Raw genomic sequence first — 25815 nt, 5'->3', positions numbered from 1 at the left:
TCCTTACTGCTTTATGTTTCTCCACCAATAGCTAATGTTGTTTTCCAAGGGTAGTTGGCCCGTTACTCCTGGTACCGGTAGCCAAAGCTTAACGCCTTTTTCAGCGGCCAGTTTAATGATGGTTTCTGCTGGTTCGTCCCAATCATGGAAAGCCAGGTTAAAGGTACCCCAATGTACCGGTAGCATTATCCTTCCTTTAAGATCCAGATGTGCCTGGAGAGCTTTTGCCGGTCCCATGTGAATATCTGGCCAATGAGGATCTGATGCGCCAATTTCCAGGATGGTGAGGTCGAATGGACCAAACTGCTCGCCTATTTCTTTAAAGCCAGGGAAGTAGCCGGAATCGCCTCCTATAAAAACGGTACTATCCTTCCCCTGTAATACATAGGAAGACCAGAGGGTATTATCTCTCTTCAACCAGCGGCCGGAGAAATGTCGTGCAGGCGTAGACGTTAGTGTCAGCCCATTTACCGACGTATTTTGGCCCCAGTCAAGGATGGTGATCTTTTCAGCTGGCACGCCCCATTTTTCAAGATGCTTATTCACTCCCAGCGGACAAATAAACCGGGGTGCTATATTGGCCAGGTATTTCATCAGATGCCTGTCCAGATGATCGTAGTGATCATGCGAGAGCACTACTGCTGACAGTGGCGGAAGCTCCTGTGGCAATACCGGGGAGGGAAAAAAGCGATGCGGTCCCATGAAAGGAAATGGCGACGCTCTGTGAGCAAAAACCGGATCTACCAGCAACCGGGTACCTTCCAGCTCCAGCAGATAGCCTGAGTGGCCCAGCCATGTAAACTGCAACTCTTGCGAAGGCGTCTCGCTAAGCGCCGCTTTGCTGACCGGAAAAGGGCCCAGTGGCCCAGGCGGTGTTCGCTTACCTTTATAAGTAAGAAACTTCCAGAGTATGGCGGGCATACTACCGGTATTCAGTGCCGTAGGAACGGTGTTAAAGAACTTATGTCCGTTATAGTGTTTGGGATAAGCCAAAACCTTATTTAATTAGTCTGCGGTGATAATTGATTTGCCCGGTATGATAACGGAAATGACCATACAGATGTGTCACAAATGTGCCGTAGGTCATCGGTTGATTCATGGGGTTATCTTTAAAATCAGCGACGAGTAGCTCATCAGACAGCGTTGGGATAACCGTAGCAATTGTTTTACGGGTATCTTCAATTGCTTCCAGTAGCACAGATCTGGGAAGATCTTTTGCCGCGAATTCGTAAGGCCTGTCACGTTGATAACCCGTGTCTCCCAAAACTGCCCCTACAAAATGTCGGATATTACCACAAAGATGCAGGCACAAATTTCCGCCAGAGTTAGCAATGCCTGGCGCCACTTTCCATATAGCAGCTTCCGTCTCATAAAGTTTGATCTCTTCTTTCAGCGCATCTATTGCAATATCAAATAGCGCTGGTAATATTTTATTGAGCATATATTAAATTTCAGATACACAAAATACGAATTATCCGGCAACAGCTTTCAGGTGTCGAGCAGACTATAACTATTTCTATGCTGAAGATAATGGGCATCCAGCTGCCGCATAAGTAATACCGTTATAGTCATGATGAGACTGATAAACCCCAGCGCCGTATAGATGTCCTGGCCCGCCAACATGATGACCTGCTGTTGCACCTTTCCCTGCAATAAGGCAGTAGCTGCGGCTTGCGCCTGATTGCTGTCCATTCCCTTTGACTGCAAGGTAGCCTGGCTTCCCCGCAGGAAATTATGCAGCGCATAATTATCCAATCCCATTTTTTCCGTTAGCAGCATCAGTTGCTGCCGCTGTGCATGAAAGGTCCATTCTCCCAAAATGGCGGCTGTAACCGGCATCGCTATTACAAACCGGGAGGCAACGCTGAATACAGCCCGATGTCCGTTATACTCTTTGGGTACGTTCGTCGAAGCGTAATAGGACAAGGTGGTAATAGTAATGCCATAAGCAGCGCCTTTCAACATTTGGGGTAGTATCAGCAATCCTTCTTCCAGCTCCGGATAAAAGAGTTTGGCGGTGAGGAAATAGTATACCGTAAACAAAGTAAATCCAATGGCCAGTAGAATGCGTACCGAATAATGTCTGTGTAACAGTAGGCCGGTCAGCGGAATCACCACCAGGAAAGATGGAATCATGTAGAGCATCACGGAAGCGACATACTCATGGTCGTAACGTAATACCCTCTCCATAAAAGCGGTCTGGATAGCGCTTGTGTTATATACCAGGTACAGCAGTATCATAAATGTAATGCCTACACGTACCTGGAAATATTTCTTCCAGGTATCCAATCGGATAAAGGGGCGCTTGACGGTTAGTTCCCTGGCCAGGAACATAATGACAGCGAATAGTGCCATACCAGCCCCCAGCCTTATATCCGGAGATTCGAGCCAGTCGAGCCGTTCACCGAATACGCAAACGTAACTCAGACTGAAAGTAAATAACACAAAATAAAAGCAGCCTGTCCAGTCCATCTGATACAAAGGGATCTTATGACCGGTACGGTTAGGATGCATCAGAAAGGTTACGATGGCCATACTACTGGCTATCCCGGGAATAGCCACATAATAGGTGAATGACCAGTCGTAATGGATAATTCCCCAGGCGGCCAGGAAGCCAGCCACTTGACCTCCTATAAAGGATATGGGGTAATACATACCATAGAACAGTCCTCTGCTGTTTTGTTGATTGAACCGGGCCATGAACATACCAATACCGTCGATCAGGCAGATACATTTCACTGCTCCCATGAGGAAGCTGACTGCTACAAATTCCCATCCATAGTTCAGGAGAGGCGCCACTAAGCAAAGGATTAACTCAAGTGTGAGGGCAATAAGAAGTAATCTTTTACGTATCCAGAATTGACGGAGGCGATAATAAATGGGCAACATGGTAACCAGTCCGATACTACTACCGTAAAAGGCTATACGAATAATCTCATTTTCCTGTCCCAGACCAGCGGTCACCTCGTTGATGGAATAGGAAGAAACGCCGCTGATGAGTGTTTGTGCCAACAGAAAACCTATAAGACAACCGTCTTCCAGTGGCCTGGGGACCCAGTGGTAAAAAGGTGAATTTGCAGCCATGCGTTCAGCAACGTTAAGGTAGGCCTATCGTTTCAGATTCCGGCAAAGTGTTTCCAATGTTTCTTTAACCTTTAAAATATCGTCTTTGTTCACGCCGTCTTCGGCCATAGCTACCACACTTAACGCCAGCGGATAAACGGTATCCTTCAGTTGAAGGCCATGAGATGTTAGCCAGACACGTTTGCCTCTGCGGTCTTCATCGTCCATGGAGCGTCGCACCAGTCCTCTTTTTTCCAGGTTATCCACTAGTTTGGTCAGGCTCGCTTTATCCTTATCTGTTTTGTCCGCCAGTTCCTGCTGACGGCAACCGTCCTGGTCTCCCCAGAGATGGCGCAGAATAAAATACATATCCGGGGTGAGGTCAATACCTTTCTCCATGAATACGGAGAGCAATTTTAGCCGAAAGGCAGTATGTGCACGTGTAATATGACGGCTGACTGCAGAACGCAGTACATCCGTAACTTCAGGTTCACTCATTGGTTCATTGGGTTTAATCACGAATATTGGTTAACTAAAATAGCAAATCTATGCCAGCTAAATCTGATTATCATTGATTTTAAACATATATTAGCCGCTGTTTGTTTCATAAAAAGAATTCAGGAGGATGACGATCGAATCACGTAAAGCCCAGTCCACACTACAAAAGAAATTATTCAAAATTATCTTCATGGCGGATACTACTGCCGGAAGGATCTTTGATATCTTTCTGCTGCTGTTCATCCTCGCCAGCGTAGTGATTGTGATGATGGAAAGTGTACAGTCCCTCCAGGGAAAATACGCGAACATCTTCAATGTATTTGAATGGACCTTCACCGGATTGTTTACCATAGAATATCTGCTGCGTATCTGGTGTAGCCCCCAGCCCAGAAAATACATTTTCAGCTTTTACGGGGTTATAGATTTACTATGCATTATCCCTACCTACATAGAGTTCCTTGTAGGCGGCGGACACTTCCTTATATCTATACGTATTTTAAGGCTACTACGGATTTTCAGAATCTTTAAACTGGTACCTTTTTTACATGAAAGCCGGTTCCTGATCGTTGCATTACAGCGGAGCAGGCGTAAGATAGCCGTTTTCTTTTTCTTCATTATGTTGATGACGGTTGTGCTGGGCTCCATCATGTATGTGATTGAGTCGGGCCATAACTCCGGTTTCACTAGTATCCCGGTAAGTATCTACTGGGCGGTAGTCACACTGACTACCGTTGGTTATGGAGATATAGCTCCTGTCACCCCGCTGGGACAAGCCTTTTCGGCGGTCATTATGATTATGGGGTATGCAATCATTGCCGTGCCTACTGGTATTGTGACTGTGGAAATGAACAACATTCGTACATCCACAGACGTTAGTGCAAGAGAATGTCCCGCATGTCAACGCAAGATTGCGGATGTAGATGCGATCTTCTGTAAGTATTGCGGTAGTCATCTCTGATTATATTGCTTCATTCAACCTATAACATGAGTACAGGAAAATTAGCGTCCATACTGGACAATGATTTCTACAAATTTACTATGCAGCATTGTGTGGTAAAATTGTTTCCAAAAGCGAGGGCTCGGTATAAATTCATCAACCGGGGCAAGCATGCCTTTCCTCCTGGATTTGCGGAAGCGTTACGCGCAGCCGTGAATGACATGGAGCATTTGCAGCTGACAAAGGAAGAGAAACATTACCTGGCCGTGACCTGTCCTTACCTGGACCCTACCTATCTGGATTTCCTCCAGGGCTATCGGTATAATCCGGACGAGGTGCATATATCGCAGCATGGTGAAGAGCTGGAAGTAGTGGTAGACGGTTATTGGTACCGTACCATTCTATGGGAAGTACCTATCATGTCGCTGATTTGTGAACTGTACTATGAGCTGACCCATCAGGAAAGAGTAAGTGATGAAGAGGTCATACGCATTACCAGGGAGAAGATTGAGAATTATGCCAAAATGCAGATTACGATTGCAGACTTTGGCTCCCGGCGGCGTCACTCACTCGCCGTACATAAATTGGTCGTACAAACCTTGCGAAAATACGGCGAAGGCTGCTTTATAGGTACCAGTAATGTACACCTGGCGATGCGAAACGGGGTCATTCCTGTGGGAACGCATGCTCACGAGTGGTTTATGTTCCATGCCGCCAAATACGGCTTTAAAATGGCCAATATGATGGGCCTGGAACATTGGGTACAGGTATATCGCGGAGATCTGGGAATTGCCTTGTCTGACACCTATACCTCCAAAGTATTCTTTGAACAGTTTGATAAGAAATTTGCTAAACTCTTTGACGGCGTACGCCACGACAGCGGAGATCCGCTGGAATTCGCAGATGCTACAATAGCGCATTACATCAGTAAAAATGTAGACCCGCTCAGTAAAACGATTATTTTTTCAGATGGGTTGGACTATCATAAGGTGGCAGAGATTGCCAGTTATTGCCGGGGGCGTATTGGGATGTCTTTCGGGATTGGGACCAACTTCACGAATGATGTAGGGCTGGAAGCGCTGAATATAGTGATTAAAATGTATGAAGCCCATCCCGAAGATGCTCCGAGATGGACTCCTGTAGTAAAGTTATCTGATATCAGCGGTAAATATACCGGGGATGAAGGCACCATTGAACTGGCAAAAATCATCCTGGGGATAGATTAATTCGCCGCAGTACCCAGGCCTATTCCGGTATCGCCCTGGTGGATATCACCGGTTTCATAACCTTTCTTGAACCAGGACATACGCTGTGCAGCGGTACCATGGGTAAAGGCATCTGGTACTATACGACCGGTAGCGGCCTGTTGTAATTTATCATCTCCTACTGCGCTGGCAGCATTCAGACCGGATTGAATATCTCCTGCTTCCAGGATCTTTTTCATCTGGTCTGCGTGGTTCGCCCAGAGGCCAGCAAAGAAATCTGCCTGCAACTCCAGCATCACGGAGAGTTTATTATATTCTTTCTCACTCAGTTGCGAGCGCATAGACTGTACTTTGCGACTGATACCGAGCAAATTCTGCACGTGGTGTCCTACCTCATGGGCAATCACGTATGCTTTCGCGAAATCGCCCTGTACACGGAAACGCTCCTCCAGCTCCTGGAAGAAAGAAACATCCAGATATACCTTTTTATCAGCCGGGCAGTAGAATGGTCCCATGGCTGCTTCTGCAGCGCCGCAACCAGAAACTGTAGCATCGGTGAACAGTTTCATCTTCGGCTTTTCATAGGTCATACCCATTTTAGCAAACTGGTCTGTCCAGACATCTTCTGTACTATGCAGTACTTTAGCAGAAAATTGTTCGATGGGAGAACTGTTGGCTTTGGTCAGCTGCTCTGTAGTACCGCCGCCCTGATCGGGGCCCTGTACCTGTTGTACTGCCTGCATAACCGTTTGCGGATCCTGTTTCAGGAAGAGTGCAACCAATAAGATGAAGATGGCGCCAATACCGCCGCCAATTACACCTTTCTTCATGCCGCCACCCGTCTCCTTCTCGACATTGTCGCTCATTTGTTCATCGTCTAAACGCATAGTTGTAGTAGGGTTTAATTTGATTGAAATTTTCAGCCCGAAATTACATTTTTGCCGGTGATTTCCCCGCAGTTCACCGAGAATTCAATTTTGCTGACCGATCGTCCATTGGCTAAGCTTTCCAGTGAGGATACTTTTGTAGTATCAAAATCACTTAGCCATGTCACAGATACTTTATACCTCAGGATTACAGAAATCCTATAAAACCGGAAAGGAAACCATCCCCGCTGTAAATGGCGTGGACCTGGAAGTATTCAGTGGTGAAATCTTCGGTTTTCTCGGACCCAATGGCGCTGGTAAAACGACTACCCTGCGCATGCTGACAACATTATTACAGCCCGATGCCGGAGAAGTTTCTATCTGCTCTTATGATCTCTATCAACAACCAGAAAAGATCAGAGAAGTAATTGGGTATGTCAGTCAAAGTGGTGGGGCCGATAAAGATGCTACCGCCTGGGAAGACTTGATATTACAGGCCCGGCTTTATGGGATGTCCAAAAGAGAAGCCGCTGCCAGAGCAAGTGATCTGCTGGCCGCATTAGGACTCGAATCTATCGCAGACAGAAGGCCGGCCACTTATTCCGGCGGACAAAAACGCCGGCTGGATATTGCCATTGGCATGATTAACCGCCCTAAAATCCTTTTCCTGGACGAACCTACCACTGGTCTTGATCCCCATAGCAGAGAACAACTCTGGGACGAAGTACGCAAACTGCGGGATCTTGGAACCACCATCTTCCTGACCACACACTACATGGAAGAAGCAGATGCGCTATCAGACCGTATAGCCATCATGGACCAGGGACAGATAGTCCTTACCGGTACGCCGGCCTCCCTGAAAGATGCGATTAGTAGTAGCGGCACACAAGCCTCTTTGAACGACGTCTTCCTACAGCATACCGGCAGATATAATAAATCCGCTCAGATAGCTTAGTTACATCACCCTGAAACCTCCTTATATATGACCTTCCTCAGCAACCTTCAACTCTTTTATTCCCGGAAAATCCGGGAAGCCCTGCGTAATCCGGCTTTTGTCATGATGACATTGACGATCCCGCTATTGTATTTATTACTCTTTGCGCCCATGCTCAAACGCTTTACTGGCATGGCCGAATTTGGCAGTACCAATGTCCTGAACTTCTTCCTACCGGGTATGATTGTAGTACTGGCCGTTTTCGGAGGACTGTTTGTTGGATTCGGTATGATAGATGAAATCCGACAAGGCGTTATTGAGAGATTCCGGGTAACACCTGCCAGTCGCCTCGCACTTTTATTTGGCGCAGTACTACGCGATGTTACTTCCGTCATGGTCCAGGCCATCATTATTATTGCGGTAGCTATTCCATTTGGATTGAAAGTCAACATTCCAGGATTGTTACTGATATTTCCACTGATCGCGATGTTAACGGCTATCTTTTCTGCTTTTTCTTATGCACTCGCATTGATATTTAAAAGCGAAGATGCGCTGGCGCCTATCACACAGGGAATATCTATGCCTATCACCTTACTGGCAGGGTTCCTGTTGCCAATGAGTCTGGCCCCCGGCTGGCTACAGGTAGCGGCACATTTCAATCCGGTATATTACGCTATTGAAGCATCCAGAACGCTGATGAGCGATCATATCGATGCGCAGGTTGTGATGGAAGCTTATGCTTTTTTAATACCGTTGCTGGGTTTAGTTTCCTGGTGGGCTATACGTAAATTTAAAACTGTAATCAGCTGATCTCCCTGTTTTTTTGATATGGTGATTATGTTGGATTGTAGTAAATTACAAATACCAGAACAATCCATTTCAAAAAAACGGTATTATGAAAGTACAGCAGATCCTGCTTGCAGCAAGACCCAAAGGCTTACCCACACAGAGCACCTTTAAAACGGTAACGGTAGAATTACCGGAGCTGCAGCAGAACGAAGTTTTAATCAAACCAGTATATTATTCCGTAGATCCTTACATGCGGGGCAGAATGAATGACACTAAATCTTACATTCCTCCCTTTGAAGTTGGCAAACCTATTGAAAGCGGCGGTGTGGCCACTGTTGTGGAAAGCAAAGATAATAATTTCCACCCCGGGGATTTAGTGATGCTGACAGCCTCCAGGCCCTTGCTTCCATGGTCTACAGCTTCCATTTATCCTGCGTCTTCCTTAAAAAAAATTGATAACAATATCCCTCCCAGCTATTACCTGGGTATCCTGGGAATGCCAGGCCTGACCGCCTATTTCGGATTACTGGATATAGGCAAACCTAAAGCTGGCGAGACGATTGTGATTTCAGGAGCCGCAGGCGCAGTAGGAATTGTAGCCGGACAAATAGGCAAAATTTACGGATGCCGGGTTGTAGGTATTGCAGGCGGTGCGGAGAAAGTAAAAATGCTGACAGACAAATTCAATTTCGATGCGGCAATTGATTATAAAGGCAACAACGATATTCAGGCCTCTGTTGCCGCCATCTGTCCGAATGGCGTAGATGTTTATTTCGATAATGTGGGCGGGGAGATATCCGATGGCGTAATGGCCCACCTGAATAACTTCGCCAGAGTCGTATTATGTGGCCAGATTGCATTGTATAACAGTACAGAAGTACCTGTGGGTCCGAGACCTCAGCCCCTCCTGCTTACCAGAAGCGTATTGATGCAAGGCTTCGTGATTGGCAACTATGCTACCAGATTTGCAGAAGGATTTAAAGACCTGGTAGAATGGGTGAAGACAGGGAAACTTAAATATACCGAAACTACGATGGAGGGATTTGATAAACTGCCGGAAGCCTTCCTGGGGCTCTTCGCCGGCAAAAACAGCGGAAAATTGATTGTCAAGGTATAGTAGTCGGAATTTGCAGTGAGATTACGTATTTTTAGGCATGACAAAGCCGGTTATACATACACGCATCAAAAAAGTACTGGACAGCGGCGTAATGGATACAGATGATATACTGGCCACTGAAGAACCGCTGGAAGTAAAACTGATATTCGGGCCGTCCCATAATCGCCGGCAGCAGAACATCACCGTTACCATGCGCACGCCTGGTAATGATGAAGATCTGGCTGCCGGTTTTCTTTTTTCTGAAGGCATTATCAGCAGTTATGACGCCATCTCCCAGCTAAAGGCGGTTGAGTCCAGAGATGGAAGCGCCATGACAGTATCTTTGAAAGAAAATGTGATTCCCCACCTGAGCAATAATAACCGGAATTTCGCCGCTACCGCCTCCTGTGGGGTCTGTGGAAAATCAGATCTGGCAGATATTCATACAGGCGTTTCCGTTACTAACGGCAACGCACATATCAGTAGCGCTACTATATTACAATTACCTCAGACATTACGAGTACAGCAATCCCTCTTTGAAAGTACCGGTGGCATACATGCCGCGGCGTTATTTGACTTGCAAGGGAAATTATTGCTGTTACAGGAAGATATAGGCCGTCATAATGCAGTAGATAAAATCATTGGCGCCGCTCTGCGGGAAGGGATGTTCCCCTTAGACCAACACCTGTTGTTGCTGAGTGGCCGCGCAGGATTTGAACTGATACAAAAAGCCGCCATGGCAGGTATTTCCATTATTGCCGCCGTAGGAGCTCCTTCCAGTATGGCAGTACAGATGGCAACAGCATGGAACATTACTTTGATAGGATTTCTGCGGGAAGGTAAATTCAACATTTACAGCGGAGCACAGCGTGTTATCTTATCTTCATAAACTAATATTTCGAGTATGCAGGGAGATCAGAATCCGGTGAAATTCACAGGGCTAAAGCTCACCAAACCCAAGACAGCAGCTGCCGGCGTTCCAGCCGTATACTACAGTATGAAGCAGGTGTTCGAGGAAGCCAATATTTTCCGCGGCATGAAAGCGCTGCTGAAAATGAACCAGAAAGGCGGCTTCGATTGTCCGAGCTGCGCCTGGCCTGATCCTGACGACGACCGTTCCCCTATCGGCGAATATTGTGAGAATGGCGCAAAAGCGCTGGCCGATGAAGCCACCACCAAACGACTCACCCCCGATTTTTTTGCTACGCATAGCATTGCCGCACTGGGCGAACTAAGCGATTATGAAATCGGTAAGAAAGGACGCATTGCCCAACCTATGTACCTTGCTCCGGGCGCAACACACTATACGCCATTGTCCTGGCAGGCAGCCTATGATAAGGTAGCACAGCATTTGCAGTCCCTCGACTCGCCCAATGAAGCCGTTTTCTATACCAGTGGCCGGACCAGCAACGAAGCCGCTTTTCTTTATCAGCTAATGGTGCGGGAATACGGCACTAATAATTTGCCCGACTGCTCCAATATGTGCCATGAATCCAGCGGCGTAGCATTGGGAGAAGCCGTCGGCATTGGTAAAGGCTCTGTGAAACTGGAAGACTTCTATGATACGGAAGTAATTATTATCCTTGGTCAGAATCCAGGCACTAATCATCCCCGCATGCTAACAGCCTTACAAAAGGCAAAGGCAAATGGGGCCTGTATTATTGCGGTAAACCCATTGCCGGAAACAGGACTACTGGGATTCATGAATCCACAAACCGTCAGCGGCTGGCTTCACCGTCCTACACATCTGGCAGATATTTTTCTACAGGTGAAGATCAATGGAGATATGGCTTTGCTAAAAGCTATATCTCTCCTGTTACTGGAAGCGGAAGAACAACAGCCAGGCAGAATTTTCGACCAGCAGTTTATTGCCCGTAAAACCGACGGATATACAGCATACCTCCAACATCTGCGACAGCAGGATTTTCATCAACTGGTAAAAGCTTCCGGTGTGCCGGAGGAAAAAGTCAGAGAAGCTGCCAAGGCATTAATGCATAAACATAAAATTATTGCCTGCTGGGCCATGGGACTTACCCAGCATAAAAATGCTGTGGATACTATCCGCGAAGTGGTCAACCTCTTGTTGCTGAAGGGCAGTATTGGTAAGCCAGGAGCAGGTACTTGTCCTGTACGCGGGCATAGCAATGTGCAGGGCGACAGAACAATGGGAATTTATGAACAACCCGCTCCCGCATTATTAGATAAGTTACAAGAAGTATATGGCTTTCAACCGCCGAGAGAACATGGCTATGATGTGGTACATGCCATTCAGGCCATGCATCGTGGCGATGCAAAGGTGTTCTTTGCAATGGGCGGTAACTTTTTGTCGGCCACACCTGATACTGAATTCACGGCGGCAGCCTTAAGGAACTGTCGTCTCACCGTTCATGTCTCTACGAAATTAAACAGAAGTCATGTCGTTCATGGGCAGGAAGCGCTGATACTTCCTTGCTTCGGGCGTAGTGACAAGGATATACAACAGGGAGAAGCACAGTTTGTTACCTGTGAAAACTCTATGGGCGTTATTCAGTCATCCAAAGGCGTTTTACAACCTGTGTCAGATGATTTAAGAAGTGAGCCACAGATAATTTGTGAGCTGGCGCAGACACTGTTCCGGGAGAAATCGGCTACCCCATGGGGGCAGTATATGCAACATTATGATCATATCCGTAATGATATTGAAAAAGTTATTCCGGGATTTGATAACTATAATGTGCGGGTACGGCAACCTGGCGGTTTTTATCTGCCCAATGGTTCCAGAGTAGGACAGTTTAACACCCTGAGCGGCAAAGCGGGCTTCAACGTGGCGGACCCTGATATCATTACATTGGATGAAGGGGAATATATCATGATGACGATCCGTAGTCATGACCAGTTTAATACGACGATATACGGACTGGATGACCGTTACAGAGGAATTTACCATGAGCGTCGGGTGATCCTGATGAATGAAAAAGATTTGCAGAAGGCAGGCTTAAAAGCTGGAGATGTTGTAGATTTGTACAACACTTTTGAAGGAGTGGAACGTGTAGCCAGAGGCTTTATTACAGTTGCCTACGATATTCCTGAAACCTGCACTGCCACTTATTTTCCTGAGACCAACGTATTGGTACCAGTAAAAAGCGTTGCTGCAAAAAGTAATACGCCTACTTCAAAGATGGTCATCATCACAATAAAACCTTCCGCAATAAAACGATAGTATGGAGCCTATTGTATGGCAGGCCGTCCGATGGACAGCCACCGAATATTTTACACTGGAAAATAAAGGGCTTTATAAACTTGCTCAGGGGAATATTACCGGCATTGTAAGAGATCTGCCCTTCTCCATTCATTATGAAGTTGAGATTACCAATGACTGGAAAACAGACTCTTTCCTGATCCGCTCTCATGGCCCGGATGCAAAGGAGTTGAAACTGACTTCCAATTTACTTGGGCAATGGTATGATAAGGATGGTAAGCAAGTAACCGCATTGGATAACTGCCTGGATATTGATATTTCATTGACGCCTTTTACAAATACCCTACCGGTAAAACGACTGCAACTCAACAATGGCGAGAGTGCGACCATCAATGTTATCTATATTCTCCTCCCGGAATTCGAGCTGCAACGGGTAAAACAACGATATACGAAAATCAGCCAGGACACCTGGTTGTATGAAAATCTGGACTCAGGATTCAGTTCTCAGTTATATTTTGATTCAGAAGGAATCATGAACGATTATCCTGGTTATATTCAGAGAAGATACTAAGTCGAAAGGCCATATTAAAAGGGGATTGACGTCTGCGATGTCAATCCCCTTTTAATATTTTGTAGTTCCACCCCATTGAGACCGGAGGAGGAAAAAGAGTGAATGAACTATTACGATTGTCCTTTCAGGGAAGGAATTAATTGCTCCGCTCCTTCCACTAATGCTTTCAACACATCTGTTGTATTCACCCCTTTCTTTGCCATTCCCGCTGCTTGCCCGGCCCACATAGCTACAAAGGAGGGATTATCCAGTGCTTTGGAGGCTTTTCTCGCAGGTTGCGTCAGGGCATCCTGGTAAGGGTAAGGGAGTATAGAAAGCTCAGATTCTTCCACCGATGCAATCAGCGTATTGGATAATCCTCTGGCCCAGCGGCCAGAGAATGCGCGGGTATAACGTGTAGTCGTGTCCGTTGCCGCAGCGATAGCTGCTTTATGCGCTTCACTGGCCATACTTTCTTTTGTTAACAGGAAAGCGCTACCGGGTTGTACACCTGATGCGCCCAGCATCAGTGCTGCAGCAACGCCGCGGCCATCCATAATACCTCCGGCGGCTATAACGGGAACCCCTACACGATCCACGATTTGTGGTACCAGCGCCATAGTGCCAATCTGTGGAAAGGCGCCTGGAAGGAAGGTACCCCTGTGGCCACCCGCTTCCATTCCCTGAGCTACTATTATATGTATGCCTTTCTGCTCCAGCTGTACGGCTTCTTCCAGGGAGGTGGCCGTTCCAATCATGATTACATTACGCGCTTTCAGTTGATCCAGGCTTTGCGTATCCGGGATACCAAAAGTAAAGCTCACAATAGGTATATTCTCTTCCAGTAAGATGGGAAGAATATCTTTATAAGAAAATAGTTCTAGCGTTTTCAGATCTACGGTAGGAACGCCTAATCCGCTCCGGGTATAAGTAGTTTGCAGATGTGCCTGCATGGCATCAAAAGAAGAATTATCCGGCGCGATAGGAATATCATAGGTGAACAAATTCACCGCAAAAGGTTTGCTGGTAAGCGTTTTCGTCTGTTGGATCAGTGCGCGCACATTCACGGGATCAATATTACCTACCGGCAGGGAGCCTAGTCCACCATAATTACTGATAGCTGCCACCATTTCAGGAGTAGTGATTCCTAACATAGGGGCCTGAATAATGGGATAGGAAATGTCTAATAACGCTGTTAGTTTATTATTCCATTGCATGTGTATCCGTTTTTTGCTACAATAAATTTAACGGAAACTGAGCAAAGAAGGAGCACGTAAAGCATATATATCAAATCGAAAATCTACAACTGTGGTAATTTCAATGCGGATATTCTGTACAGGATAAGGTGCATTTGGATAATAGTAGGCAGAGAGCTTCAGCGTATTAAGAGAAAGGTTTTCGTTTCTGATCCTGGCGCCACCGCCAATTCCCCAGAATAGTGGATTACGTAAGAGATCGTCATTCTTATAGTTCAACATACTTGCCTGAAGAGAGGTAAAGAAGTTAAACTTGAATCCCATTATTTTCAGAGGACTATAGTAAACTGTTTCGGAATTAAGGTTCAGTCGCTGGTATCCGTTAATCACAGTATTCCGGTATCCCCAGATGCCTTGTTCCATATTTATGTTCAGTGGCTTATAGAAATAAGGATTAGGACAGGTCAGATAATCGGCACTGAGGAATTGCCGGAGTTTTACTTTGTGAAGACTAAGTAGCCGGCTGTAATACTCTACCCGGCCATGAATAACGGCATCTTCCGACTTCGCATTCTGCCAGAAACTACCGATTCCGAAATTAGTATTAAATAATCCCTGGTGTTTGGTCAGCCAGAATTTCTGCCATTCTGTTCCGGCATAGAAACGTTTGCGGTCTTTCCAGGTTTCCCAGCCGCTGGTAATATTCATGTTGTAACCGAGCGGTATATCTTCCGTTCGGCCAAAGCCAAACAGGTGGTGGGTTTTGAAGTAATCCAGGCGATATGCCTGGAGCTGACCCAGATAATATCGGTGGTTATTGTAAACCGGGTCCATTTTGTATTGTAGCTGATCCGGCGTTCGCTGAAAGTATAAATTATAGTGACGCGCCAGGAAGGCTACATTGGGTTTCTTACCACTGCGACCATTATGGTCATAATTATTGATGAAGTTATAGCCCAGCCAGCCATCAATAATGGTATAACGATAATCCCGGTAGAGCGTATCGTTATATCCATGAATATTAATCGAAAAGTTTTCTGCGAGCGTAAGGCCGCCCACCAGTTTGGCAGAATACCGGTACTGTGGGCGATTGAAATTGATATAATACGTACCCTCATACACGTTAGAATCCAGCACATTGGAATTATTCAGGGTGGAATAGCCAACTGCCATATCTATAAAGGAGCCGGCGATATTGTTTTTAGTATATCTGACCTCTGTATTCCAGGTGGGACTATAATCACTTCTCCAGTTGAAGCCTATTTGCAGGCCTTGTCCGGCGCCGAGGAGGTTATTGTTATAAATTTTTCCGCCAACATTCGTGGCGCTGACCTGGGAAAGGTCGCCACCATATTCAAATACATCCTTTGTGACTACTTCAATATCTATGGAATCGGCGGATTTATCTCCTGGCATTACATATATACGGGCATCCTGTATGAAGGGACGGTTACGAAGGTAACGTTCGTTATCTGCCATCTCATAAGGTTGCAGGCGCTGGTTTTCCCGGAAGAAAAGGTTCTGCCGGATCATCCAGTCTTTCGAATCATAATGTAGTCGGTTCGCCAGTTTAAGCAGCTTCATCGAGGTGGTGAAGGTGGTATCATTGATATTGGCCGGACCGAATACTTTCACCCTTCGGTAATGGATATTCCGTATCACTTTACCAGCAAATGGGGTAAAATACTCCTCACTTTTTACGATAACGCTGTCATTATGGGGAATGGGTTCGGGTTCATTTTGTTTGGTTATTCTATGGATGAGGGAATCTCTGAAGGCTTTATGTCGCAGGGAATCTCTGTAATCTACAATTCGTCGGAATATACCGTTATGAGTACGTAAAGTGGACGTATCGCCTACTGGCGGACGGGCCAGATGGGGTTTTACGGTATCTCCGATAATAGGAAGCCCGAAACGGGGAGTGATGTGAGGACGCCCCGTATCGCTGTTAACCGGTATCTGATCCATAGAAACAGCCATGCGAGCGATCGCCGGCTGCGTATACAGCAGTATTATAACAGTTATAGTGTTTAATATTTGTCGTAAAAACCTCAAATTGTTCCCTGGTGAAACAAGTATAAATAAAAAAAACGGATTGGCACTGCGTTCCTCCTATTTTCCTTAAACGGGAATGATTATTGAAAGTTTCAGTCAGTGAAGGATTTTTTTTGGGGGAATATATTCTGGTAAACAAAAACGATACGCTTATGTTACGCTGGACATTAATTTTCTTCGTAGTCGCGATAGTTGCGGCGATCTTTGGTTTTACAGGAATTGCAGCAGGAGCTGCATCCATCGCGAAAATTCTGTTCTTTATTTTCCTGGTGATGTTTGTAATCTCCTTAATAGCGGGAGCGATAAGGAAATAGATATGGGCAGACATCCTTCATTCAGACCTGAGTGGCCTGAATGAAGGATACTGATTTATTTCATAATGCTGGTTTCCCAGCCATCATATTCGGCATTCACCTGCTGCGCCACTTCCCAGAGCGTCATTACAATGGTATCGATAGCAGCTTCTGTAGCCTTATCCGGGCGGGAAATACAAAGGCGGTAAGGATATTCCTGGTTATCCTCTGATAGTACATCATGTACCAGTGTGAAGCCAATCTCCTGGATATGTTTCCAGAACAGATCCTTTTCTTCCACCGTTTTGAAATGTATCCAATGTTCGATAGGACGTTCTTTTTCAGAAACGTCGCCATGTTTACGGAGCATACGCAGCACCTTACGATTCTGTATACGCTGAAACTCGTAAACATCCGGGAAGAGATAATCAAAATACAATTCCCAGTTATTATCATCCTTCACACCGTAATCATAACGGTACTGAGGAAAATCGATCATTGCATCCGCAATAAATTTATCATGCAGCAAGGTACTTCCTGCATAGAAATAAAAGTCCCTCACACCATTTGAAAAAGTACGCCCTACAAAATGAGCATCCAGCTTGCTTTGCAGCTGTTCTACCAATCTGTCCTCAATTTCTCCCATCATCGCGAATTCATCGTTGTGAGGAAATCCGTCTTCCCTGGGATTGTTCAGATAAACTGTTATATATATGGCATTCGGCTTCTCCTTCAATGGTGCAAATCGTCTCAGATCAAGGTCAAGGCCTATTACTGCTGGACTCTCTTCAATATGGCACGTATAAATATCCCAGTCCGGTCGGTAATCCTTATGCATATAAAAAAATTAAAATAACGCAACAGCTGGCTGTAAAGATACGTCTATCTCCATTACTACTGAAAAGATAAAGGCCTTTCTAACCGCTTTTTTATCCACAAAAACCAAATCCGCACTAATTTCTACCGATTACGGTACCGGGAGAACGAAATTTTTATCACAAATCAGTACATATATATTATTTTAATTATTTATAGAGACCCAGTTCCGCTATCCTTCCGGCTTAACACTAATTAACATTCCTCCATTATCAATTACTCATTTCTTAAACCAGCTACCACAAACAATTCTGCGCAATTCTGAAGTTCAAACGTCTGACAGTAGTGTATTTCATACGCCATTCATCCCTAAAAAACCGATTTTTCAGATTGATTACGACTAACTTTATGCCCGCTATAAAATGTTGGAAGCTAGTATTTGTATTATGAGAAAAATTATTGTGCTCTTAACAGGATGGATTTTACTGTCACATTTATCAACCTACGCCCAGCAACGCCCTGGGGGCAAACCGCCAGGCGAAAACAACGGGTCTCTCTACGGGAAATTATTAGACGCTCAAACGGGAAAACCAGTTGAATACGCATCAGTGGCTGTATTGAAAGCAGATTCCTCTGTACTCACCGGTATGTTGTCTAAACCTAACGGCGACTTCTCCTTTGAATCGCTCCCACTAGGTAAATACTTACTGCGTATCAATTTCATCGGTTATGAAACCGTCTATAAATCCGCGGTCCTCGCTGCCAAAGGCAACAACGTGGACGTAGGTAATATTAAACTGAAATCAAACACAAAAACACTGAACGCGGTGAATGTAGTCGGCGAAAAACCTGCCTACACCATGGCGATTGATAAACGCGTCTTCAACGTAGACAAGAACCTCTCCAGCATCGGCGGCACCGCCACCGATGTAATGAAACAGGTGCCTTCTGTAAATGTAGACATCGATGGTAACGTAACCGTTCGTAACGGTGCTCCCACCATTTTCGTAGACGGCCGCCCTACCACACTCACGCTGGATCAGATCCCGGCAGATGCCATCGAAAAAATTGAAGTGGTCACCAACCCATCTGCCAAATATGATGCAGAAGGGATGAGCGGTATCCTCAATATCGTACTGAAGAAAAATAAAAAAGCTGGTATCAACGGTATGTTGTCTGCCGGCGGTACTTCCCTCGGAAGCTCCAACGGTGGCGTCGATTTCAACATGCGCCAGGAAAAATTCAATTTCTTTGTCAACTATAATTTCCGCAACAGAGTATCGCCGATGAACAGCCGCCTGTTCCGCAAAAATATCGGACAGGATACTACCACTTATACGGAACAGCTCCAGAGCGGCGACTTCTACCGCCGATTCCAGAATGGCCGCATCGGATTCGACTGGTTCATTGATAACCGCAATACGCTCAGTATCTCTGAGAACCTTACCAGCGGTAACTTCAATAACTACAACGACCAAACGGTAAATGAAAGCGATATTAACCACCAGAAAGTTCGCTACGGCACCGGTATCAACAATTCTAAAAACGGATTTCGTAACTATAGTACACAAGTCGGTTACAAACACAACTTCGCAAAAGAAGGTCATGAACTGACAGCCGACTTCACCTATAACTATGCAACCAGCGATAATACCTCCAATTATTCGCTGCAGTATCATGATCTGAAAGGAGACGATATCTTTGATCCGATCCCACAGCTGAGAAATGGTACCGGTGGCGGTAATACATCTTATCTTACTGGCCAGGTAGATTACGTTAATCCAATCACAGAGAAATCAAAAATCGAAGCCGGCTTACGCAGCAACACCCGCCAATTCACCAACTATACTAATATGTATGGCCTGAATTATCCAGGCAGCGATTTCAAACTGGATTCTTCTTTGTCGAGCAACTATAAATACTCTGAACAGATCAATGCTGCCTATGCTACCTACACAGGCGCTATCGACAATTTTGGCTACCAGGTGGGTTTAAGAGCAGAACAATCTTTCTATAAAGGAGAATCTTTCCTTGGTACTTACCAGTCCTATAAAGTAGATTATCCGATAAGCCTCTTCCCTAGCCTATTTCTGTCGCAGAAACTGAAAGGAGACAACGAACTGCAATTGAATTACAGTCGCCGCATCCGCCGACCATGGTTCAGAGATCTGTTGCCCACTATGGACTACAACGGACAGTCCGCCAGCACCGGTAATCCTTCTCTGAGCCCGGAGTTTACCAATTCATTTGAATTCTCTTACCTGAAAGATTTCAACAGGAAAGTGAATCTGCTCGTCTCTATTTATTATCGCAATACAGAACATGCCATCACCGATTTTTACCAGGATACTGTATTGACATTGAACGGCCAGCAGCAACATGTACTGTTGTCATATCCTATCAATGCCAGTTCCCGTAATTCCTATGGAGCTGAGTTCACCGTGCGTACGCAGGTTACAAAAGGCTGGGATATCACCGCCAACGCCAACCTGGCACAAACAAAAATCAACGCTACACAAGGCGACAACAGTCTGACAAACCAGGGCTTTACCTGGTTCGGGAAACTGAACAGCACTACTAAACTCCCTTGGAACCTGACTTTCCAGGTGAATGGCGAATATGAATCTAAACAGATTTTACCGCAGGGAGAGAAAATGCCTAAGTGGTCTGTAGACGCTGCCCTCAAAAAGGATCTGCTGAAAAACAAAGCGCTTTCCATTTCTCTTGGTATCAATGATATCTTTAATACCGACAGAAACCTGAGCTATACCACCACCTCTTTCTCCGATCAGGAAAATTATCGCAAACGCCTTACCCGTGAGCTGCGACTGAATGCTGTATGGCGTTTCGGCAAAATGGACACCAAACTGTTCAAGCGCAAAAACAGCAAACCAGAGAATGGCGGAGATATGGGAGGAGGAGATAACTATTAATTTGTAATTTGGTATCCATAATTAATGTCTATGGATTCCATCAATCACTCGATTACATTAAGATTTCTTGCAGAGCCCTCAGATGTAAATTTCGGAGGAAAGGTACATGGGGGCTCCGTCATGAAATGGATAGACCAGGCAGGATATACCTGTGCAGCCAGTTGGAGTGGTCAGTATGCCGTCACGGTTTATGTGGGCGGCATTCGTTTTTTTAAGCCCATTCTGATAGGCGATCTGGTGGAAATCACCGCCAGTATTATTTATACCGGCAAAACCAGTATGCATATTTCCGTAGATGTTTCCGCCGGAAATCCGCGCCAGCAGGCGAAATCAAAAACCACGCACTGCGTAATGGTTTTCGCTGCAGTAGATGATAATGGGAAAACCATCCCAGTTCCGAAATGGGTTCCCCGCACTGCAAATGAAATTAGCCTGGAAGCCTACGCACAAAAGTTGATGGATCTGCGAAAAGATATAGATGAAGAAATGAAACCTTACTTATAAAAAGAAAGCGTCTCTACTGAGTAGAGACGCTTTCTTTTTATATCGTTTATACTTAACAGTTAGTATTAGCTGCTAAACTGCATCTCGCTTAGAGTACGGTATAATCCACCTTCCAGCTCTATCAATTCCCAGTGAGTACCTGACTCCACAATCCGTCCTTTATCCAGAACGATAATTTTATCTGCTTCACGTACAGTTGCCAGTCGGTGAGCAATCACGATGGAAGTACGTCCTTCCATCAGTTTGTCCAGCGCATCCTGTACCAGTTTTTCGGATTCGGAATCCAATGCTGATGTGGCTTCATCCAAAATCAGAATACGTGGATTCTTTAACACCGCTCTGGCGATGGCAATACGTTGGCGCTGGCCGCCGGATAACTGTATGCCACGTTCTCCGACTACTGTATCCAGCCCTTGAGGGAAGCGTTGTATGAATTCCCATGCATTGGCCTTTCTGGCTGCCTCTTCCAGCTCTGCGTCTGTGGCATCTGGCTTTCCATAGGCAATATTTTCCCGTATAGTACCTCCAAAAAGGAATACGTCTTGTGGCACCACTGCCATCTGGCTGCGCAGCTCAGATAACGGAATGCTGCTCCCCGGACGGCCATCGAAACAAATTTCTCCTTTAATAGGATCGTAAAAACGTAGCAGCAGGGAAACGATGGTAGATTTACCGGCGCCGCTTGGCCCTACCAGCGCTACTTTCTGGTCAGGAGAAACTTCGAATGACACGTCATTCATGATATTCAAATCCGGACGGGAAGGATAATGGAAAGATACGCCACGGAAGCTGATACTGCCATCCAGATGATTCTCCTCAGCAATCTTGGTCACTGGTGTTAGGTCTTCCACCGGCTCATCCAGGATTTCCAGCAGATGTTCTGTAGCGCCAATGCTCTTTTGCAGGTTTGTATATACTTCTGCCAGACCAGCCACGGAGCCGGCGATAAACACAGAGTATAGTACGAAAGTCATGAGTTGTGCGGGATGAATACCCAGGGAGACACCTCTCCAAATGACTGCTACCAGCGCTCCAAAGATACCCAGGATGATAAAGGATGAAAAAGCGCCCCGGTATTTCCCGCCTTTAATGCCGACACGCGCGGCTTCATTGGTGCGGGATTTATAACGCGCAATCTCAAAAAACTCATTCGCGAAGGCTTTTACGTTAACAATACCTGCCAGTGTTTCTTCTACCACAGTATTCGAGGAAGCTACCAGTTCCTGCACCTGTTTAGAGAAACGGCGGATAAATTTGCCGAAGAATACCGCCAGCACCATCATCAGTGGAAGAATTGCCAGCATAAAGATGGTCAGTTTAGGCGCAGTAACTGCCAGAATAGTAATACCCCCAATGATCATAATCATTTGACGGATAAATTCTGCCAGTGTGGTGGTAAATGTTTCCTGCAGGGAGGAAATATCCGCCGAAATCCTGCTGCTCAACTCACCTACTCTCCTTTCCAGGAAAAATTTCATGGGGAGTTTGATGAGGTGGCTGTAGACGGTTTGCCTCAGGGTGGCGAGGGTTTTCTCCGTCACATTTACGAACAGTAAAATACGGAAGAAAGAAAATACGGCTTGTCCTATCAATAAAGTCACCAAAACGATGGCAGACTTATTCATTCCATGGAACAAATCAGATTTGCTGTTGGGATCTACCAGGTTACCAAGGAGTTGAGGGAATGCTAAGCCAGCCAGACTGGAAACAAGGAGAAAAATCAATCCAAGTGCAAACTGTGGCCAGTAAGGTTTAACATAGCGGAACAGGCGTAATGATTTCTTAAGGGACGCTAATTTTAGTGCAGGCTGCTGCACGGGGGCATTATTCGTGTCGTTTTGCATGTATCTGTGCTATTGGTTTCACATAAGAGGAAGACGATTACGAAACAAAGATATTGCATTCAAACGACCAAATATTTCATGCGCTAATTTCCAATAGTGCAAGAATATACCAGTAGACTCATAATTGCGGCTAAACTTACTGCCATAAATAATTTATATAGGAACAATTTCATATAATAGGCTTTATGAATAAAGTATGTTTCAAAATGTGTTCCATATATAACGAACAGAAGGACAAAAAGTTTAATAAGTGGAAAAATATTTATGAGTGGCGGATATAGGGAGACATGTGGTAATCAAATATAAAAAGCTACTATATGAATAAGTCAGAGAATTCGAAATACCTATCCTGCGTCTGCTAAAATAAAATTAAATTAGAAGAGATTCACCCCTAAATTTGTAACAGACCATCGTTTCATGAAACATATTGTAGAAATCATCAGTCAAGACCAAATACTGAAAGTTCTGTTATCCTTGATAATGGGCGCTATTATGGGCTTGGAAAGGGAATACAAACGCAAGGCAGCAGGAATGCGTACCATGACGCTCATCTGTATGAGTGCGACGGTTTTCACCATTCTCTCTGCAGAATTGGGAAATCCGGGAAGTCCAGACCGCGTTGCCTCCAACATCTTAACTGGCGTTGGTTTTATTGGCGCTGGCGTTATTTTTAAAGGGGAATTTGCCATCGATGGCATCACGACAGCAGCCAGTATCTGGATCGCTACGGCTATGGGAATGGCCATCGGAATGAGCCAGTATCTGCTGGCCACATTCGCTCTGACAGGAGCGATGATTGTTCTGGTGATCCTGAAATATGTGGAAGAATATGTTGCTATCGTAAACGATAAGCGGTTTTATACTATTTATTTTTACCAGGATAAACTCCCCTATGTAGAGCTGGAGAAGCAACTGCAAGAGTTGAAACTGAAATATTCACGCATGTTAATAGTAAGGAAAGAGACGATGATAGAAGTAGGTTATGCAGTACGCGGGCATAAAGAGAGAATGCAAAAACTGGATAACTACTTGTTGGAGAACAGCAACATCTGGCAATACCAGGTGCAAAACAATCCTTTGTAATATGCCATCATATGCCGATCTGCCCTTACATTACGGGCATGTGCCACAATGGTTGGCAAGGCGCATGAGCCTTCTGGGCGGCGCTATCACGGAAGCCATCATTATGGATTACGGTCAGGACGAATTCCTCCGCCGTATGAGCGATCCCTGCTGGTTTCAGGCATTGGGATGCGTATTGGGGATGGACTGGCATTCCAGCGGCATCACCACCAGCGTAATGGGCGCACTGAAAAAAGCAATCAATCCTCGCTCCGCTGAACTGGGATTATATATCTGCGGCGGAAAAGGAAAGCATAGCAAAGAAACGCCCAATGAACTACGCGTCATTGCCGATAAAACGGGCCTTCCGGGAGACCAGTTGATTTATAGCAGCAAAATGACCGCCAAGGTCGATAATACCGCCATTCAGGATGGCTTTCAATTATACCTGCACTCCTTTATCCTCTCTGCCTCCGGAGAATGGGCTGTCGTGCAACAAGGCATGAACGATGCCAGCAGTATGGCCCGCAGATACCATTGGCATTCTTCCGCCTTTCAGTCTTTTACCTCCGCCCCGCATGCTTTTATCTATGGCAAAAATCAGGGCCAGATTCTGAATCTGACGGATAAGCAGGCTGATATAACCAAACAAGGTATCATGACTTTACTGCAGGAAAAACCTGCACACCTGTTACCGGAAATACGTAACCTGATCATGCCCTCCCATCATGAAGTAAGGGCGGAAAATGTAAACCTGAAACGCCTCGGCAGCGTGCTCGCATTAGCATACGATACGCGTCCGCAGGACTTCGAGGCTCTGCTGATGCTGGAAGGCGTAGGTCCGCGAACGTTACAGTCACTCACCCTGGTGAGCGAAGTCATTCATGGCACTCCCTCCCGCTTTGAAGACCCCGCGCGATTTTCATTTGCACACGGCGGTAAAGACGGACATCCGTTTCCAGTGCCATTGAAAATTTATGACGAAACAATTTCGACATTGAAGGATGCCCTCTACAAAGCGAAAATAGGCGCCTCCGACAAAAAAGACGCTATCAATAAACTGTCTGTCATGTCCGCGGAAATTGAAAAGAATTTTGTTCCCAATACCAATTTTGATAAATTGATTGCAGAAGAAAGACAAAACTCCTGGCGTCACGGAGGCAGAACCGTTTTCGGGAAAGCCGCAGCCCCCGCTGCAGGAGACCAGCTTTCCCTGTTTTAATCTTAATACATTCCAGTGTTCAGAAAGATAGATTACAATTCACTCAGCGTGCAGGAAGCCACTGTTCTTCAAAAAGAACTGAAGGAAGAGGTGATCATAGCACCATATAAAGGTCCTATTCAATACATAGCAGGTACGGATATTTCCTTTGATCCGTTCAGCACGCACGTCTTTGCCGGTATCATAATACTCTCCTTTCCTGATTTACAGCCAGTCGCCTATAGTCTCGTGAAGAAAGAAGTACATTTCCCTTATGTACCTGGTTACCTCGCTTTCCGGGAAGTGCCAGCCCTGCTGGATGCCTGGGATCAACTGAAGATTATTCCGGATGTAACCGTAGTAGATGGTCATGGCATTGCTCATCCCCGCAGAATGGGGATAGCGGCGCATTTCGGAGTACAGGTAGATAAACCTGCGCTGGGTTGTGCCAAAAAGAAACTATATGGGATATACGAAGAACCCACCAATGAAGCAGGTAATTACACCATTCTAAGCGATAAACAAGGCGCGCCCATTGGAAGCGTACTACGTACCAAAACCAATGTGAAACCAGTATTCGTTTCCCCCGGACACCGCATGGATATTACTGATTCCCGGGAACTCATTGAAAAATGCATCACTAAATACCGCCTGCCCGAACCCACAAGACTGGCACACAATATTGTCAACCAGTTTCGCGTAGGTACACTACAGGAAGGTTACAGCGAGATGTAGTAGTAAAATACGAAGGCGCAAAGAATCGTATAATGTTATAGGATTCTTTGCGCCACTGCG

Annotated in this window: 23 protein-coding genes; 14 read left to right on the top strand and 9 right to left on the bottom strand. The window is 45.6% G+C overall.

Annotation, left to right across the window (positions count from 1 at the left end; translation table 11 throughout):
- Positions 1 to 3: 3 nt before the first annotated feature.
- Genes CLV59_RS19405 through CLV59_RS19390 form a run of 4 tightly spaced genes read right to left on the bottom strand, consistent with a single transcriptional unit; the run spans position 4 to position 3561 of the window.
- Positions 4 to 993 (bottom strand): MBL fold metallo-hydrolase, encoded by a 990-nt coding sequence (locus tag CLV59_RS19405; RefSeq protein ID WP_245950901.1) that lies wholly within the window; start codon positions 991 to 993, stop codon positions 4 to 6.
- A gap of 4 nt (positions 994 to 997) precedes the next feature.
- On the bottom strand, positions 998 to 1441 hold the full coding sequence (locus CLV59_RS19400) for a DinB family protein (RefSeq protein ID WP_111593732.1): 444 nt from the start codon (positions 1439 to 1441) through the stop codon (positions 998 to 1000).
- Positions 1442 to 1488: 47 nt separating this feature from the next.
- Positions 1489 to 3084: an MFS transporter gene (locus tag CLV59_RS19395; protein ID WP_111593731.1), complete on the bottom strand. Its 1596-nt coding sequence runs from the start codon at positions 3082 to 3084 to the stop codon at positions 1489 to 1491.
- A 24-nt stretch (positions 3085 to 3108) separates the two neighbouring features.
- Positions 3109 to 3561 carry a MarR family winged helix-turn-helix transcriptional regulator gene (locus CLV59_RS19390; RefSeq protein WP_111593730.1) on the bottom strand — a complete coding sequence of 151 codons (453 nt, stop codon included), beginning with the start codon at positions 3559 to 3561 and terminating at the stop codon, positions 3109 to 3111.
- Positions 3562 to 3688: 127 nt separating this feature from the next.
- Between CLV59_RS19390 and CLV59_RS19385 the strand changes: the two genes are divergently transcribed.
- Positions 3689 to 4519 carry an ion transporter gene (locus CLV59_RS19385; protein WP_111593729.1) on the top strand — a complete coding sequence of 277 codons (831 nt, stop codon included), beginning with the start codon at positions 3689 to 3691 and terminating at the stop codon, positions 4517 to 4519.
- A 26-nt stretch (positions 4520 to 4545) separates the two neighbouring features.
- Positions 4546 to 5724 (top strand): nicotinate phosphoribosyltransferase, encoded by a 1179-nt coding sequence (gene pncB, locus CLV59_RS19380; RefSeq protein ID WP_111593728.1) that lies wholly within the window; start codon positions 4546 to 4548, stop codon positions 5722 to 5724.
- Here pncB and ypfJ read toward each other — a convergent pair.
- Positions 5721 to 6590 (bottom strand): KPN_02809 family neutral zinc metallopeptidase, encoded by an 870-nt coding sequence (gene ypfJ / locus CLV59_RS19375; protein WP_111593727.1) that lies wholly within the window; start codon positions 6588 to 6590, stop codon positions 5721 to 5723. The two genes, pncB and ypfJ, sit on opposite strands and share 4 nt — an antisense overlap.
- Before the next feature lie 160 nt (positions 6591 to 6750).
- On the opposite strand from ypfJ, the gene CLV59_RS19370 reads away from it, so the two are divergent.
- The 6 genes from CLV59_RS19370 to CLV59_RS19345 all read left to right on the top strand — a co-directional run bounded on the left by CLV59_RS19370 (position 6751) and on the right by CLV59_RS19345 (position 13137).
- Entirely contained in the window at positions 6751 to 7524 is a 774-nt protein-coding gene (locus CLV59_RS19370; RefSeq protein WP_111593726.1) for an ABC transporter ATP-binding protein, read from the top strand.
- A gap of 27 nt (positions 7525 to 7551) precedes the next feature.
- Complete coding sequence (locus CLV59_RS19365) at positions 7552 to 8313, top strand: ABC transporter permease (protein ID WP_111593725.1); 762 nt, start codon at positions 7552 to 7554, stop codon at positions 8311 to 8313.
- Positions 8314 to 8398: 85 nt separating this feature from the next.
- Positions 8399 to 9409, top strand: a complete 1011-nt coding sequence (locus CLV59_RS19360) for an NADP-dependent oxidoreductase (RefSeq protein WP_111593724.1) — start codon at positions 8399 to 8401, stop codon at positions 9407 to 9409.
- 37 nt (positions 9410 to 9446) lie between these two features.
- Positions 9447 to 10277, top strand: coding sequence for a formate dehydrogenase accessory sulfurtransferase FdhD (gene fdhD, locus CLV59_RS19355; RefSeq protein ID WP_111593723.1), 831 nt, complete (start codon positions 9447 to 9449; stop codon positions 10275 to 10277).
- A 15-nt stretch (positions 10278 to 10292) separates the two neighbouring features.
- Complete coding sequence (locus CLV59_RS19350; protein ID WP_111593722.1) at positions 10293 to 12587, top strand: FdhF/YdeP family oxidoreductase; 2295 nt, start codon at positions 10293 to 10295, stop codon at positions 12585 to 12587.
- A 1-nt stretch (position 12588) separates the two neighbouring features.
- Positions 12589 to 13137 carry a putative glycolipid-binding domain-containing protein gene (locus CLV59_RS19345; RefSeq protein ID WP_111593721.1) on the top strand — a complete coding sequence of 183 codons (549 nt, stop codon included), beginning with the start codon at positions 12589 to 12591 and terminating at the stop codon, positions 13135 to 13137.
- Positions 13138 to 13247: 110 nt separating this feature from the next.
- Here the strand turns inward: CLV59_RS19345 and CLV59_RS19340 are convergent, their stop codons facing one another.
- The gene (locus CLV59_RS19340) at positions 13248 to 14333 is read right to left on the bottom strand and encodes an NAD(P)H-dependent flavin oxidoreductase (RefSeq protein WP_111593720.1); all 1086 of its coding nucleotides are present in this window, start codon (positions 14331 to 14333) and stop codon (positions 13248 to 13250) included.
- 27 nt (positions 14334 to 14360) lie between these two features.
- Entirely contained in the window at positions 14361 to 16280 is a 1920-nt protein-coding gene (locus tag CLV59_RS19335) for a BamA/TamA family outer membrane protein (RefSeq protein ID WP_211323980.1), read from the bottom strand.
- A 239-nt stretch (positions 16281 to 16519) separates the two neighbouring features.
- On the opposite strand from CLV59_RS19335, the gene CLV59_RS19330 reads away from it, so the two are divergent.
- On the top strand, positions 16520 to 16681 hold the full coding sequence (locus CLV59_RS19330; RefSeq protein WP_111593834.1) for a DUF1328 domain-containing protein: 162 nt from the start codon (positions 16520 to 16522) through the stop codon (positions 16679 to 16681).
- Between the two features lie 55 nt (positions 16682 to 16736).
- Here the strand turns inward: CLV59_RS19330 and CLV59_RS19325 are convergent, their stop codons facing one another.
- Complete coding sequence (locus tag CLV59_RS19325; protein ID WP_111593718.1) at positions 16737 to 17498, bottom strand: DUF695 domain-containing protein; 762 nt, start codon at positions 17496 to 17498, stop codon at positions 16737 to 16739.
- A gap of 424 nt (positions 17499 to 17922) precedes the next feature.
- Here CLV59_RS19325 and CLV59_RS19320 point away from each other — a divergent pair, with 424 nt between their 5' ends.
- Positions 17923 to 20409, top strand: coding sequence for an outer membrane beta-barrel family protein (locus tag CLV59_RS19320; protein WP_170137822.1), 2487 nt, complete (start codon positions 17923 to 17925; stop codon positions 20407 to 20409).
- A gap of 30 nt (positions 20410 to 20439) precedes the next feature.
- Positions 20440 to 20913 carry an acyl-CoA thioesterase gene (locus CLV59_RS19315; RefSeq protein WP_111593716.1) on the top strand — a complete coding sequence of 158 codons (474 nt, stop codon included), beginning with the start codon at positions 20440 to 20442 and terminating at the stop codon, positions 20911 to 20913.
- 65 nt (positions 20914 to 20978) lie between these two features.
- On the opposite strand, the gene CLV59_RS19310 is transcribed toward CLV59_RS19315, so the two are convergent.
- Positions 20979 to 22757 carry an ABC transporter ATP-binding protein gene (locus CLV59_RS19310; protein WP_111593715.1) on the bottom strand — a complete coding sequence of 593 codons (1779 nt, stop codon included), beginning with the start codon at positions 22755 to 22757 and terminating at the stop codon, positions 20979 to 20981.
- 417 nt (positions 22758 to 23174) lie between these two features.
- Here CLV59_RS19310 and CLV59_RS19305 point away from each other — a divergent pair, with 417 nt between their 5' ends.
- Genes CLV59_RS19305 through nfi form a run of 3 tightly spaced genes read left to right on the top strand, consistent with a single transcriptional unit; the run spans position 23175 to position 25755 of the window.
- Positions 23175 to 23840 carry an MgtC/SapB family protein gene (locus CLV59_RS19305; protein WP_111593714.1) on the top strand — a complete coding sequence of 222 codons (666 nt, stop codon included), beginning with the start codon at positions 23175 to 23177 and terminating at the stop codon, positions 23838 to 23840.
- Between the two features lies 1 nt (position 23841).
- Positions 23842 to 25041 (top strand): DUF763 domain-containing protein, encoded by a 1200-nt coding sequence (locus CLV59_RS19300; protein ID WP_111593713.1) that lies wholly within the window; start codon positions 23842 to 23844, stop codon positions 25039 to 25041.
- 15 nt (positions 25042 to 25056) lie between these two features.
- Positions 25057 to 25755 carry a deoxyribonuclease V gene (nfi, locus tag CLV59_RS19295; RefSeq protein ID WP_211323978.1) on the top strand — a complete coding sequence of 233 codons (699 nt, stop codon included), beginning with the start codon at positions 25057 to 25059 and terminating at the stop codon, positions 25753 to 25755.
- The last annotated feature ends 60 nt before the right edge of the window (positions 25756 to 25815 follow it).

Source organism: Chitinophaga dinghuensis (assembly GCF_003259435.1).
Lineage (GTDB): Bacteria > Bacteroidota > Bacteroidia > Chitinophagales > Chitinophagaceae > Chitinophaga > Chitinophaga dinghuensis.
Note: the sequence above shows the minus strand (reverse complement) of the source record. Positions and strands in the feature narration are given on the sequence as shown.

Bases quoted from the DNA above. Each gene is read 5' to 3' on its own strand.
- CLV59_RS19350 (WP_111593722.1), top strand. From the start codon at position 10,293: ATGCAGGGAGATCAGAATCCGGTGAAATTCACAGGGCTAAAGCTCACC.
- pncB (WP_111593728.1), top strand. From the start codon at position 4,546: ATGAGTACAGGAAAATTAGCGTCCATACTGGACAATGATTTCTACAAA.
- CLV59_RS19340 (WP_111593720.1), bottom strand. From the start codon at position 14,333: ATGCAATGGAATAATAAACTAACAGCGTTATTAGACATTTCCTATCCC.
- CLV59_RS19300 (WP_111593713.1), top strand. From the start codon at position 23,842: ATGCCATCATATGCCGATCTGCCCTTACATTACGGGCATGTGCCACAA.
- CLV59_RS19325 (WP_111593718.1), bottom strand. From the start codon at position 17,498: ATGCATAAGGATTACCGACCGGACTGGGATATTTATACGTGCCATATT.
- CLV59_RS19390 (WP_111593730.1), bottom strand. From the start codon at position 3,561: ATGAGTGAACCTGAAGTTACGGATGTACTGCGTTCTGCAGTCAGCCGT.
- CLV59_RS19310 (WP_111593715.1), bottom strand. From the start codon at position 22,757: ATGCAAAACGACACGAATAATGCCCCCGTGCAGCAGCCTGCACTAAAA.
- CLV59_RS19360 (WP_111593724.1), top strand. From the start codon at position 8,399: ATGAAAGTACAGCAGATCCTGCTTGCAGCAAGACCCAAAGGCTTACCC.
- CLV59_RS19400 (WP_111593732.1), bottom strand. From the start codon at position 1,441: ATGCTCAATAAAATATTACCAGCGCTATTTGATATTGCAATAGATGCG.
- CLV59_RS19305 (WP_111593714.1), top strand. From the start codon at position 23,175: ATGAAACATATTGTAGAAATCATCAGTCAAGACCAAATACTGAAAGTT.
- fdhD (WP_111593723.1), top strand. From the start codon at position 9,447: ATGACAAAGCCGGTTATACATACACGCATCAAAAAAGTACTGGACAGC.
- ypfJ (WP_111593727.1), bottom strand. From the start codon at position 6,590: ATGCGTTTAGACGATGAACAAATGAGCGACAATGTCGAGAAGGAGACG.
- CLV59_RS19345 (WP_111593721.1), top strand. From the start codon at position 12,589: ATGGAGCCTATTGTATGGCAGGCCGTCCGATGGACAGCCACCGAATAT.
- CLV59_RS19370 (WP_111593726.1), top strand. From the start codon at position 6,751: ATGTCACAGATACTTTATACCTCAGGATTACAGAAATCCTATAAAACC.
- CLV59_RS19330 (WP_111593834.1), top strand. From the start codon at position 16,520: ATGTTACGCTGGACATTAATTTTCTTCGTAGTCGCGATAGTTGCGGCG.
- CLV59_RS19365 (WP_111593725.1), top strand. From the start codon at position 7,552: ATGACCTTCCTCAGCAACCTTCAACTCTTTTATTCCCGGAAAATCCGG.
- CLV59_RS19395 (WP_111593731.1), bottom strand. From the start codon at position 3,084: ATGGCTGCAAATTCACCTTTTTACCACTGGGTCCCCAGGCCACTGGAA.
- CLV59_RS19320 (WP_170137822.1), top strand. From the start codon at position 17,923: ATGAGAAAAATTATTGTGCTCTTAACAGGATGGATTTTACTGTCACAT.
- CLV59_RS19385 (WP_111593729.1), top strand. From the start codon at position 3,689: ATGACGATCGAATCACGTAAAGCCCAGTCCACACTACAAAAGAAATTA.
- CLV59_RS19335 (WP_211323980.1), bottom strand. From the start codon at position 16,280: ATGGATCAGATACCGGTTAACAGCGATACGGGGCGTCCTCACATCACT.
- CLV59_RS19315 (WP_111593716.1), top strand. From the start codon at position 20,440: ATGGATTCCATCAATCACTCGATTACATTAAGATTTCTTGCAGAGCCC.